General features: G+C 40.6%; 11 protein-coding genes. 6 read left to right on the top strand and 5 right to left on the bottom strand.

Annotated features, from left to right (window positions below):
• Window positions 1–5: 5 nt before the first annotated feature.
• Window positions 6–491, top strand: coding sequence for a DUF2058 domain-containing protein (locus MTBBW1_RS18465; RefSeq protein ID WP_080805771.1), 486 nt, complete (start codon window positions 6–8; stop codon window positions 489–491).
• Window positions 492–909: 418 nt separating this feature from the next.
• Here the strand turns inward: MTBBW1_RS18465 and MTBBW1_RS18460 are convergent, their stop codons facing one another.
• The 3 genes from MTBBW1_RS18460 to MTBBW1_RS18450 all read right to left on the bottom strand — a co-directional run bounded on the left by MTBBW1_RS18460 (window position 910) and on the right by MTBBW1_RS18450 (window position 4581).
• On the bottom strand, window positions 910–2283 hold the full coding sequence (locus MTBBW1_RS18460; protein ID WP_080805768.1) for an alanine/glycine:cation symporter family protein: 1374 nt from the start codon (window positions 2281–2283) through the stop codon (window positions 910–912).
• 424 nt (window positions 2284–2707) lie between these two features.
• Window positions 2708–3235 carry a PadR family transcriptional regulator gene (locus tag MTBBW1_RS18455; RefSeq protein ID WP_139786815.1) on the bottom strand — a complete coding sequence of 176 codons (528 nt, stop codon included), beginning with the start codon at window positions 3233–3235 and terminating at the stop codon, window positions 2708–2710.
• Window positions 3236–3498: 263 nt separating this feature from the next.
• Window positions 3499–4581 (bottom strand): 4Fe-4S dicluster domain-containing protein, encoded by a 1083-nt coding sequence (locus MTBBW1_RS18450; RefSeq protein ID WP_080805764.1) that lies wholly within the window; start codon window positions 4579–4581, stop codon window positions 3499–3501.
• Between the two features lie 544 nt (window positions 4582–5125).
• Here MTBBW1_RS18450 and MTBBW1_RS18445 point away from each other — a divergent pair.
• Both MTBBW1_RS18445 and MTBBW1_RS18440 read left to right on the top strand, forming a co-directional pair.
• Window positions 5126–5380: a type II toxin-antitoxin system Phd/YefM family antitoxin gene (locus tag MTBBW1_RS18445; RefSeq protein ID WP_080805762.1), complete on the top strand. Its 255-nt coding sequence runs from the start codon at window positions 5126–5128 to the stop codon at window positions 5378–5380.
• The gene (locus tag MTBBW1_RS18440; RefSeq protein ID WP_080805760.1) at window positions 5373–5633 is read left to right on the top strand and encodes a Txe/YoeB family addiction module toxin; all 261 of its coding nucleotides are present in this window, start codon (window positions 5373–5375) and stop codon (window positions 5631–5633) included. Before MTBBW1_RS18445 ends, MTBBW1_RS18440 begins: the two co-directional genes overlap by 8 nt.
• Here the strand turns inward: MTBBW1_RS18440 and MTBBW1_RS28510 are convergent.
• On the bottom strand, window positions 5613–5777 hold the full coding sequence (locus tag MTBBW1_RS28510; protein ID WP_186441470.1) for a hypothetical protein: 165 nt from the start codon (window positions 5775–5777) through the stop codon (window positions 5613–5615). The genes MTBBW1_RS18440 and MTBBW1_RS28510 overlap by 21 nt on opposite strands.
• A gap of 141 nt (window positions 5778–5918) precedes the next feature.
• Here MTBBW1_RS28510 and yiaA point away from each other — a divergent pair, with 141 nt between their 5' ends.
• A complete protein-coding gene (yiaA, locus tag MTBBW1_RS18435; protein ID WP_080805758.1) occupies window positions 5919–6416 on the top strand; it encodes an inner membrane protein YiaA in 498 nt (165 codons plus the stop codon).
• A complete protein-coding gene (locus MTBBW1_RS18430; protein ID WP_080805756.1) occupies window positions 6417–6947 on the top strand; it encodes a Sir2 family NAD-dependent protein deacetylase in 531 nt (176 codons plus the stop codon).
• Window positions 6948–7111: 164 nt separating this feature from the next.
• Here the strand turns inward: MTBBW1_RS18430 and MTBBW1_RS18425 are convergent, their stop codons facing one another.
• On the bottom strand, window positions 7112–10156 hold the full coding sequence (locus tag MTBBW1_RS18425) for an ATP-binding protein (RefSeq protein ID WP_080805755.1): 3045 nt from the start codon (window positions 10154–10156) through the stop codon (window positions 7112–7114).
• A 233-nt stretch (window positions 10157–10389) separates the two neighbouring features.
• Here MTBBW1_RS18425 and MTBBW1_RS28505 point away from each other — a divergent pair.
• On the top strand, window positions 10390–12120 hold a 1731-nt coding region (locus MTBBW1_RS28505), incomplete at its 3' end, for a transporter substrate-binding domain-containing protein (RefSeq protein WP_186441468.1).

Raw genomic sequence — 12120 nt, 5'->3', positions numbered from 1 at the left:
AAAAAATGGGTAATTCGTTTCAGGATCAGCTTCTGAAGGCTGGGCTGGTGAACAAAAAGCAGGTAAATAAGGCAAAGCATGACAAGCTTGTCAGTAAAAAAAAGCAGAAGCATAAGGGTGACTCATCATCAGGAGAGACAAGCCTTGCCAGAAAAGAGAGGCTGGCCATTGAGCAGCAGACCAGAGAGCTGAACCGGCAGCGCAATGAAGAGAAAAAAAGACACGAAAACATGGCACAGGTAAGGCATCTGATTGAAACAAATCATCTAAAAGAGGATGATCATGGGGAACCTTATTATTTTGCAGTGGGAAAAATAATAAAGAAGCTGTTTATCTCTGAAGATATGACGCAAAGGCTAAGTAGCGGGCAGCTTGCCATTGTCAGACTTGATGACAGTTATAAAATTGTACCTGCCAGGGTAGCACGTCAGATAGCAGAGCGCGATCAGGGGTCTCTCGTGGTTTTTCATGGAGAAAAGATTTCAGTATAACTCCTGAGTCAATAAAATAGTGCTTCTTCAAGTTTAAACTGTCGGGTGATTTTCCAGGCAATGGAAAGACTATGCGTGTTTTTACCTGACAAACAAACCTTGGGAGAACACTAAGTCAATATTCAAAATCGACACCTATGATCTTGTAAGCCTTGTCAACACTGTCTGAATCAGGATTCCCAAGATTAACAAGATAAGGCAAGATTAACTATCCTGAGCATCCTATCCATCCTGGTTATCCTGGTTCAGACAACTGCAATAACTTCGGAAAAAGCAATAAGATGTCGATTTTGAGTCAATAACATAGGAATGAGTACAAAATAAGATACACAATTGGAATTTTAGAAAGTTTGACTGTAAAGTAAAGCTTGTCTGTTTTGAAATGTGCAAGTTATTTGATAGCCATTCCATGTCAGGATTATTTTGAATATGATGGATATACCCTTTCAGGATCTGAAAAGTATTCTTTTGTTTTTTTCACGACAAAAGGGCTTAAAAAGATAATTCCCACAAGGTTTGGCCACGCCATTAACGCATTGAAAATATCGGATATTGTCCAGACTGTGGAGAGCTTTATGGTTGCACCAACAGGAATAATAAAGCAGTAAATAATTTTATATGGTTTAACAAATTTTTCACCAAACAGATAATCTACACATCGATCCCCGTAGTATGACCACCCAACCACTGTTGAGAAAGCAAAAAATATGATGCTTATGGAGACAATGTAATTACCTCCGCCAAAGGGCAGACCAAGTTCAAATGCCTTGGCAGTCAGATCAGAACCTGACAGGGCCTTTCCTGTCTCTCCAAGCATTGTGTAAGCGTCGGTCATGACAATGGCAAGTGCTGTCATGGTGCAGATCATGATGGTATCAATAAATGGCCCCAGCATGGCCACAAGACCTTCTCTGACTGGCTCTTCTGTCTGTGCAGCTCCGTGGGCAATGGGAGCACTTCCCAGACCTGCCTCATTGGAGAATACACCCCTTGCAACGCCAAACCTTATAGCCTGGGCAACAACTGAACCTGTAAAACCGCCTGCTGCTGCACTTCCGGTAAATGCATCACTGAAAATTGTGCCAAAGGCTGAGCCCACGTCGCCAAAGTTGGCAAGAATAATACACAGCACACTAAGTATGTAACATACTGACATAAAAGGAACGATTTTGCTGGCAAAATTTCCGATTCTTTTTATTCCACCCACAATAACCAGAAAGCATAGTACAGCCATGACAACGCCTGTCACTATTTTGGGTACACCAAATGCTGTCTGAAATGGCTCGGCAACAGAGTTTGCCTGTACCATGTTTCCAATACCAAATGATGCAATAGTGGCAAAGAGAGCAAAGGCAATGCCAAGCCATTTTTTTCCAAGCCCTTTTTCAAGATAGTACATGGGACCTGCTCCTACGGAACCGTCTGGATGTATTGTTCTGAAATTCAGTGAGAGCAGGCACTCTGCATATTTAAGGCCCATGCCGAAAAATGCTGTCACCCACATCCAAAATACAGCTCCAGGCCCACCAATGGCAATGGCTGTGCCAACGCCTGCAATATTACCGGTGCCGATGGTTGCAGAAAGGGCAGTGGAAAGTGCCTGAAAATGGGTCACTTCTCCTTTGTCATCAGGATTGTCAAATTTACCTGAAATAAGCTTCCAGGCATAGATGAAATGCCGAATCTGGATGAACTTTACCATAAAGGCAATCAAAATACCGGTACCCACCAATAGGCAGATGGTGACGGGTCCCCACATAAAACTGTCTAAAGCGTTTAGAAAATCTGTCATTTTTGCTCCTTTGCAAAGAGGTTAAGGAATTAGTACTAAAAAAATGCTCAAATCCGACACCTATGAACTTTTGAGCTGTGTCAATACTGTCGTATCGCAATGATGCGCAGCAAGTGTATCGCAATGATGCGTGGCAAGTACATCGCAATTGAAATGGCATGGAAATTACGCAATAAACCTGCCATCATACGTAGGAGCTATGGAAAAAATGCCAGAATCCCATAAAATGAACAGATAAAGGGCATATATAAGGGATTTGTTTGGTTGGTTTATGCAAGAACTAAATATGTTTCTGCTTAAAAATGGTAGTTTAAATTACCGTAAAGGCTGGGATATTTTATTATAAAATACTATAATTATAGGTTATTTTTTTATAAATTCTTTTATATTACCAGTGGTAATTTTTGGGCATTGGACAACTAAATTAATCTTGGTCGGGACTGTTTTTTAAAAGCATTTCATTGAATATTTGTTCCAGAAAATTATAATACCGGATGCCGAACTCCAGAGTCATCATTTTCCAAGGTTCTACTTCGACTTCGCGGGTGGATAGTCGCTCCTTTATGGATAGAAGGTTTTGGACATGTTGACTAAGATCTCCGACATATCCTTTAAGCTGGGGAACTATTTTGTCATCTTCAAGATGATCAAAGAAAAACACTTTTAACAGAGCTTCATCCCGTATGCGTCCTATTTCTGGCTTTATCTCCAGCCACTCAAGAAACGCCTTTTTGCCCTCATCCGTAAGTGTATAAAGTTTGTTGAGCTTACCGTTTTTGATAACCTGGCTTACCCGCACACGTTCTTCTTTTTCCAGTTTTTTGAGTTTTGGATAGATGCTGCTGAAGCCGGTGTTGAAAAAATAGTGGGTGCTGTTTTCCATATATTTTTTTATTTCATATCCGGTCTTCTCACCATCCATGAGAAATCCCATCAGCATCATTTCAATCATATCATCCTCAATTTTTTTTAATTTTCGGGATTGACTCTGCAACAGCCGCCATATAGCTCATTTTTTGTGAAGAGAGCCGACAAACGGCCATTATCTCCATAAAAGTTTCAAGATAAGGAATAAATTTTAAATAACGTGCCCATTTAAATCAGGGCGCGCGGTCTTCACGGCCACTTCGTTTAATCAAAATGGGAAAGTTATTTTGTGCTCATTCCTAAGTTAAATTTTAAAGGTGTCAAAAGCAGAATCAAGCCCGGGCAGTTTTATTGTTGCATCTTGATGGGAACAAGATTTGTTCCCCTTTTTTCTGCTGTAATGTCCATGAGTTCCTTGCCACTGGCCGGAGGCGGCACCTGGAGTTCTTTGGGTTTCTCTTCTAATTTGATTGCATCCATGGGACATGTCGTAACGCAGAGGCCACAACCGATGCACCTTGCCTCATCGATCTTGGCTGTATCATCAATTGTAATGGCGTTCATCTGGCAGCGGTCTAAACAGGCTTCGCATCCGGTACACTCTTCCTGGTCGATTACAGCCCAATAGCGATTATAGACAAGTTCACCCGGGTTGGGTAGAAGATTCAGGGCTCTGAGTACGCCACAGCAGTCTCCGCAGCAGTTGCACATACCGCCGGGATTGACCATATTGGCCGGTTGATTGACAAGTCCGGCTTCCTCGCATTGATCCAGTATCTTACATGCCTCTTCACTTGTGATATATCTGCCCATCTTGTTCTCAACATAGTATTCTGCATGGGATCCAAACAACAGGCAGACTTCCATTGGCTTATTACAACCCTTGTCAAGAAGATTCTGTTGTGTACGGCAGATGCAGTTTGCCACTGCAATCTTGCTCTTTCCGTTTACGATGGCTTTGGCATCCTCATAGGCTGCCACCTGATGGACAACATCCACAGATTTTCCCACAGGTATTGTTCTCAATGGGGGTATGTTATTGGCCATCCCTGACAGAAAAGCTTCTTCCATGTAGCTGTTGGTAAGCCTTGCCAGCTCTTCGTCCATACGCCCGAGCTGGAACTCGTATGAACCAACGACAAATGGAATTGCAGAGTATCTTTTGTTTCCATTTTTTACGTGACGAAAGAGCAATCCTCTTTGTGCCATGTTTTCAAGCTTTGCTGATGCATCTTCCGGGGAGCGATTTGTCCTTGCTGCAAAGTTTTCGGCGGATTCCAGAAGCATGGAAAGATCAAGGTAGAGTTCTGCATCCTCTTCTGTAAAAAGTTTTTCAAGGATTTTTAACTCCACACCTGATTTTGTGGCTGGAAAACCTGTTGAATACTGATCCATCTGTTCACGAAGTTGATGATATATTGAAGCCGTCATTGTATCTCCTTATCCTTTTAGTATAAACGGTCACGGCCGACATTCAGCCACTCCCGAATATGGAAATTTGTATCTATTCCCACGGAAAAAAAATAGCCCTCATGATTTTCATGATCGGGAAGGTCTTTGAATTGGGCCATGAGGGTTTATATTTAGATAGACATATATCAATGTGATATATGTCTATCTACTTATATAATTTTTTTATGTCAACCATTTTTTTATAAGAGTTAAAAATTCTTCTCACCACTCGGTTAAATACCGGTGAACATTGGTGTTCGATTTCAAAATAATCTAAAACTTGTACAAAATAGTGGACAAGTATAAAAGTATGTATTACTGTATTTTACAATAAATAATACAATTATGGGCATCCTTCATATCAACTCAAAATTAGTTTACACTTTTTGAAAAATTCTGAACCATGATTAAAGGATTTAAGGATTAACACGATTAAAAATCAAGGTAATCCCTTAATCATGAAAATCATGGTTCAAAAAAGTAGAAACCGACAAATGAAGGGTGCCCAATTATGGAGGGTATTATGAGAGTGATAAATTTTAGCGAAGCAAGAAACAATCTGAAGTCAGTGCTGGATCAGGTTGTTTATGATGCTGATTACACAATAATTACACGTCGTGGCTCTGAAAACGCTGTTGTTATGTCGTTAGAAACCTTTAATAGTTTTATGGAGACATTTTATCTGCTTAGATCACCTGCTAATGCTTCTCATCTAACAAAATCAATTGAACAATTCAAAAATGGGAAAGTCCAAGAAAGGGATCTAATAGATGAGTAGGAAATTGGCCTGGACTGATGAGGCTTGGAAGGATTACTTATATTGGCAAACACAAGACAAAAAGACAATCAAACGCATTAACAAGCTTATCAATAATACGATAAAGCAACCATTTGAAGGTATAGGAAAACCTGAGCCTTTGAGAGAGAATTTATCTGGTTTTTGGTCGCGAAGAATTGACGATACTAATCGGTTGGTTTTTGCTGTCGATGATCATTATATTACGGTAATTTCATGCAGATATCATTATTAAATCGAACATGAGATTCTCCTGAAACTCCATGGCAATCAGTGGGATATCAGTATTCTGGTAATAGAGACGGGAGTACAGATAAATGGCTGCCTCATCCTTTGTTCCATCTTTGCCAAAGGCCATTCCTATATCAATTTTGTCCATATCGCCGGTGGGGATTCTCAGATAGACTTGTGCGCTTGATAGATTTTGTGGAAAAAATGTTTTCTAATGGATTGCGTTAATTCAATGATCAATTAATCATTCAACCGATAAATGAGCCGAGAGGTTAAGGAGAACTACACAATGAATATGGAATATCAGAAACCAACTGGAGCCTTTGTTGGAGCGTCCTGGACAGCACTATTGGCAGGCATTTGTGCATATTTGATCGGATTATGGAATGCGACGATGGGGCTTAACGAGAAAGGGTATTATTTGGTGATTTTGATGTATGGCCTTTTCTCTGTGGTTTCTCTTCAAAAAACAGTTCGTGATAAAATTGAGGGGATACCTGTAACTGGTATATATTATGGACTTTGCTGGATTTCTGTTATCTCCGCAATGTTGCTTTTAGCTGTAGGGCTTTGGAACGCGGCTCTTACATTAAGCGAAAAGGGATTCTATGCAATGTCCTTTATTCTTAGTCTGTTTGCGGCAATTACTGTACAGAAAAATATCCGTGATATGGGCAGGATATCTGATAAAATGAATATGCCAAACAATGATAAATCTAACTCTGATTCAACAAAAGATCCAAAAAAAGAAAAACCCCTGCAAGATGAGATAGTTCCTGAAAAGTGAATGGGAAAAAATGTGGATGGATTGCATATCCGAGCAGGAAACAGCATTGATCGAACTTACCAGATTCACGGAAACATCGAATATATGCGTTGCATAGCCCCTTGTAGCGAGGATATCATTCCCATTTCTCAAGAAATGCCCATAATTTCACGAGAAGAAAAGTTGCCTGAAAAATATTGGGAACTCCTGAGATGCCCCGTTTGCGGGAGGCAAACGCGTCCCCATGTGCTACTTTGGGATGAGTCATATAACGAACACCATTATCTATTCCAAAGCTCCCTTGATGTTGCCTTGAAAACCGATTTACTAATTATTGCCGGTACGACAGGTGCCACCAATCTTCCCAATCAAATCGTCTCTCAAGTCATGGCAATAGGGGGTACAGTGATAGATATTAACATTGAAAGAAATATTTTTTCAGATATGGCAGAAAGAAGTCGAAACGGTTTTTTCTGGAAAAGCACAAGCGGTTCGGCATTTCCCCAAATAGTTGAGGTATTAAGAGCCTATCAAGGGATTTTGCAACATTGACAATATTCTGTATATATTTTTGTTGTCTGAATCAGGATGCCCAGGATATTCAGGATTTGCATAATGAGCTTTTATCCTCATTATCCTGTTAATCATAGGTATCCTGATTCAGACAATATTGACAAGGCTCAAAAGATCATAGTTGTGGTTTTTTGAGTAATTATCTATTCGTTAATTTTTTTCTGAATATTTTCTGCAACAGATATTGCTTCCTTGAACCTGTATTTGCTGATAAATCGCCCAAGCTCTGCCACATCATCTCCAAGGTGAGATGGCCACCCAAGGGAACTGAGTTTTTCAAAAAACTCCTTGCTTGGTGCAGGTTTGCGTTTCAAAAGATGTGGCATTATCTCTTCAATTCCATTTACAAGCTCTTCATGTGAAGATGGCTCTACATCTCCTGAAGCTGCTGGCACTGACGTATCTTCGGGTATAAGTGCCAGTCCCTGCTGAATGGTATCCATATCCTGGGCAAGGGTTTCGAGTAAATCTTTTGTATCTTTGGGCGACTCTTTGGAATCTGGGAGATCTCTTAATATGCTTTCAACAGCACCTGCTGACTTTTGAAGAGCCTTTGCACCAAGATTGCCGGCAACACCTTTTATGGTATGGGCAATACGACGGGCATCGTTATGTTTTCCTTCATCCATAAGATTACGGATATCTTTGGCAGCCTCTGCATAATCATTTTTTACCTTAAGAAGCATATTGCGATAGAGCATTTTATTGCCGTTGATTCGTTGCAGTCCCTGGGCAATGTCAATTCCGGGGAGTATGTCAGGAATAATTTTTTCCGGAGCATTTGAGGGTTTTATGAAATCGTTTTCCGGATCAAATCCTTCAGGCACTTCTCTTTCCCCTGGCGATATCCAGCGAAGCAGTGATGCGAAAAGTTCGGAAGGATCAATTGGCTTGGTGATATGATCAATCATTCCTGCTTCAAGGCTCTTTTCCCTGTCACCCACCATTGCATGGGCTGTCATGGCAATTATGGGAAGTTTTTTGAATATCTCCTGTTTCAGGATTTCCCTTGCAGCATCCTTTCCATCCATTACAGGCATCTGTATATCCATAATAATAGCGTCGTAACCCGTGTTTGACTGTTCCAGTGTCTTGTTGACACAATCTACAGCTTCTTGTCCGTTGCAGGCAATATCCACAAAAAAGCCTGCTCCTTCAAGGATCTCCCTTGCAACCTGCTGGTTAATTTCGTTATCTTCTGCAAGCAGAATCCGTGCACCCCTTATTGAAGCAAGCTTTTCAGGGTTAAAGGGCTTTTTTGTTGGATGATCAGTTGTTTTAAAAGTTGATATTGTTGAAAATCCGGTTTTTGTGCCGTTTCTTTTTCTGTCATGAAGGCCAAAAGGAATGTTAAACCAGAAGGTGCTGCCTTCATTGGGTATTGAGTCCACCCCGATCTCTCCACCCATAAGCTCGACAAGTTTTTTGGATATGGCAAGACCAAGACCTGTACCTCCGTATGTTCGTGTGGTGGAAGTATCTGCCTGTGTGAATGAGTGAAAAAGTTTTGAACGCTGATTTTCTGTAAGGCCGATCCCTGTATCACGGACACTGAATCTTGCAACAATTCCCTGTTCATTTTTTTCAAGAAGTTTTGCAGAGATTACAACTTCTCCTTTTTCAGTGAACTTAACTGCATTTCCTGCAAGATTGAGAAGTACCTGTCCCAGTCGAAGGGCATCTCCTACAAGCCCAAGTGGCATTTCATGCTCAATGTTAAAAACAAGCTTCAGCCCTTTTTCGTGTGTTTTTACGGAAATAAGGCTGGCAAGGTTTGTAAATACATCGTCAAGAAAAAAATTGTTTTTTTCAATATCAAGTTTTCCAGCTTCAATCTTGGAAAAATCAAGAATGTCGTTGATGATGGAAAGAAGAGCCTTAGCAGAGTGGTCAATTTTTGAGATGTAATCGTTTTGCTTTGCGGTCAGCTCTGTTTTGAGAATAAGGTGGGACATGCCGATTATGGCATTCATGGGGGTTCTGATCTCATGGCTCATGTTGGCAAGAAAATCACTTTTTGCGCGGGTTGCAGCTTCGGCCTTCTTTTTTTCCCTTTCAAGATCTTCCATCATGCTGCGCATTGATATCTGTACCTCATCCAGCTCTTTTATCCTTGCCTGGAGATCCTGTTCCACCTGTTTCTGACCTGTGATATCAGTTGAAATTCCGCAGGTGGCATAGGCATTGCCATCTGCGTCAATAAGAGGAAATTTCGTGGAGTAGTAGTAGTGGGGGGTACCATAAATATTGACAATCTCTTCGGTTGAAACAGGTTTCATGGCTTTTAGCACTTTTTTGTCATTTTTTCTGAAGGTATCTGCTATGCTGTGATCAAAAATCTGGAAATCAGTCATTCCTATGGGGTTCATTTTCCCAAGCCCCAGAATTGATGACCAGTCCCTGTTCACAAGTATGTATCGCCCTTCAATATCCTTGGCATAAATCACAGCGCCTGAGTAATCAATAAAGGATTGTAGAAACTGCTGCTTTTCAATCAGCTCACGTTGGGTTTTTCTTCGCTCTGTGATATCAATAAAGCTTTTAAGAAGGCTTTTGCGTCCCATGTAATCAATTATTGTCCCCTGGAAAAGACACCAGCGCAGCTCTCCGTCACCAAGGCGTTTTATCTGCATCTCAATCTGAAGACCGGAGAGAAAGTCACGCAGGATACGTGACCGATCTTCTGCAGGGTTAATGTAGAACTCCTTGATGTTCATCTTTTCAAGTTTTTTCCTTGAAAGTTTTGAAAACTCCTCATTTGCCTTGTTTACCCGAATGATATTGGCAGTTTTAAGATCTGTAATAAAAAGGGGAACCGGAATGGCATCAATTATTGCTTCTAATGCTGCATGGGCCTTTGCCTGTTGATTCAGATCCATGGTAAGCCTATTACGACTTTCATTAAGTTCGGATTCTGCTTGAAGTGCTTTTATGCGAAGAATTTTGTTATAATGCAGCATTACTCCTACAAACACGGCAATAAATAGACTTGCTCCAATACCTGCTGTAAAAATAAAATCAGCAACATCATTTTGATATTGTTCATATAAAAGCGGAGAAACAGTTTTGATTTCACTCTTTAAAATATCAAATGTTCTATTGGTGAATGTATTGCTTACGTAATAAGAGACTGTGCTCCCCACTGTAAGGAGTAAGGCCATCAGAGCTACTGTTTTCTTGGTTTCCATTTGGCTGTATCCTTTTTATAATATGGTGGAAAAAACAGAAAAAGAATGATTTATGAATGTTTGCATACAGCTTTAATATATAAAAAAAGGTTGTTGGGCAACATTTTTTCCCTTGTTTATGTAAACTGCTTGACCAGGCTGATTTGACAAAGTATGCTTTTTTTATTGTGTCCGGCATGTCGGCGAGAGTTATTTATTTGTAAAATAAACAAAATAAAATTTAAGAGCACATAATGTCAATGTTGAATAAAAAACAACCCTGCACATTCAGGGTTATTTTATTGCTTTTGTTTATATCTGTATTGATGGCACTTCCGTGTAATAGCGCTACTGTCCACTCAAGAGATCTTCAGTTGCTCCTTACAGATTCAGAAGAAGCGTGGCTTAGGGAACACCCTGTGCTGAGGCTGGGTGTTGATCCATCATTTGCGCCATTTGAATTTTTTTCCGATAAAGATATCTACAGTGGAATGGCAGCAGACTACATGGCCATATTAGAAAATCGTCTTGGAATACGCCTTAAGCCCTTAACCGGCCTGACATGGAAAGAGGTAACAGAAATGGCCAGAAAACATATGGTTGATATTCTGCCATGTGTGGGAATTACAGATGAGCGAAAGCAGTATCTGAATTATACAGATTCATACCTCAGATTTGTAAGGGTGATTGTTACACGGACTGAGTCAAACTCCATCAAGCGTCTTGAGGATCTTGAGGGCATACCTTTTGGGGTGCAGGCAAACAGTTCTCATCACGGTTTCATAAAGGAAACTACAAACTACACTCCTCTTCTTTTCAATACCCTTGAGGATGCCATGTTATCTTTGTCACGCCATGAAATTGAGGCTGTTGTGGCAAATCTGGCTGCTATCTCATATGTCATTCAGATGTCCGGTATTACCAATCTTAAAATTGCAGGTCAGGCATCTGACATTGTCAAGCCCCTTGCAATGGCTGTGAACAAGAATCTGCCGGAACTTGTACCTATTTTGAACAAGGCCCTTGCATCCATTACCCAGGAGGAGCACCTTGCGATTAGAAAAAAATGGATAGTTGTTGAATCTCCGGATACCTTGAAGGAGATGGAGAAAACCCTTTCTGCTCCTCCTGTGATCAGTTTGACGCCAATGGAGCAGAAGTTTATTAAAAACCATAAACCTGTCTCTTTCAGTGAAGTTGACTGGTCACCCCTTTCAATTGTTAAAAAAGTCCCTTTTGACAGTAGTGTCCCAGGGAAAGAGAGTGGGCTTGATAAAGATGTAGCCGTTTCAGAAGAAGGTTCTTTTTCAGAAGAAGGTTCTTTTTCAGAAGAGGGTTCTGTTTCAGAAGAGGGTTCTGCTTCAGGAGAAGGTTCTGCTTTAGGAGATAGTTTGGTATCAAGAAGTGCAGAAACTTCTAAGGATAGTTTTGGTCAAGAACAAAGTTCTGTTCCAGGTGATGTGGCTGTTACAATAGATGGTGGGGATGCCGATGGTAAGACTCTGCCTGTTTCAAGTTATATTGAAGGTGGCATGGAGTTCAGCGGTATTATTGCCGATTATCTTGATGTAATTACAAGTCGTTCCGGACTATGTTTCTCATTTAAAAAAAGTGAAAGCTGGTCAGATGTGGTTCAGAAATATGTGGATGAAGAGATCCATATGATTCCGGCAATTGGTTTAGATGATGAAATTGGCCGTCAGATTATTCTGTCAGAACCTTATGTCTCGTTTCCCCTTGTTATTGTGACCGGAGCAGATGTCGGCTATGTTAAGGATACTGATGAGCTTAACGGTAAAAAAGTAGCTGTGGGGCGAGGTTATACAAGTTATCACTATTTGAAAAAAAATTATGAAAAAATTGAGCTTGTTCAGGTGGATGATGTAAAGGAGGGACTTTTCAAGGTCTCTGATGGCCGGGTATTTGCGTTTGTGGGGCATATGGCAGTGGTCATTGACAATCTGAGAAGGCTTGGGCTCAAAAAT

Origin of the sequence: Desulfamplus magnetovallimortis (assembly GCF_900170035.1) — a bacterium.
Taxonomy (GTDB): Bacteria; Desulfobacterota; Desulfobacteria; order Desulfobacterales; family Desulfobacteraceae; genus Desulfamplus; species Desulfamplus magnetovallimortis.
Note: the sequence above shows the minus strand (reverse complement) of the source record. Positions and strands in the feature narration are given on the sequence as shown.

What these genes read in the sequence shown, in the direction of transcription:
- MTBBW1_RS28510 (WP_186441470.1), bottom strand. Translation starts at nt 5,777, where the DNA reads ATGGACAAAATTGATATAGGAATGGCCTTTGGCAAAGATGGAACAAAG.
- MTBBW1_RS18465 (WP_080805771.1), top strand. Translation starts at nt 6, where the DNA reads ATGGGTAATTCGTTTCAGGATCAGCTTCTGAAGGCTGGGCTGGTGAAC.
- MTBBW1_RS18445 (WP_080805762.1), top strand. Translation starts at nt 5,126, where the DNA reads ATGAGAGTGATAAATTTTAGCGAAGCAAGAAACAATCTGAAGTCAGTG.
- MTBBW1_RS18425 (WP_080805755.1), bottom strand. Translation starts at nt 10,156, where the DNA reads ATGGAAACCAAGAAAACAGTAGCTCTGATGGCCTTACTCCTTACAGTG.
- MTBBW1_RS18440 (WP_080805760.1), top strand. Translation starts at nt 5,373, where the DNA reads ATGAGTAGGAAATTGGCCTGGACTGATGAGGCTTGGAAGGATTACTTA.
- MTBBW1_RS18460 (WP_080805768.1), bottom strand. Translation starts at nt 2,283, where the DNA reads ATGACAGATTTTCTAAACGCTTTAGACAGTTTTATGTGGGGACCCGTC.
- MTBBW1_RS18450 (WP_080805764.1), bottom strand. Translation starts at nt 4,581, where the DNA reads ATGACGGCTTCAATATATCATCAACTTCGTGAACAGATGGATCAGTAT.
- MTBBW1_RS18430 (WP_080805756.1), top strand. Translation starts at nt 6,417, where the DNA reads ATGGGAAAAAATGTGGATGGATTGCATATCCGAGCAGGAAACAGCATT.
- yiaA (WP_080805758.1), top strand. Translation starts at nt 5,919, where the DNA reads ATGAATATGGAATATCAGAAACCAACTGGAGCCTTTGTTGGAGCGTCC.
- MTBBW1_RS18455 (WP_139786815.1), bottom strand. Translation starts at nt 3,235, where the DNA reads ATGATTGAAATGATGCTGATGGGATTTCTCATGGATGGTGAGAAGACC.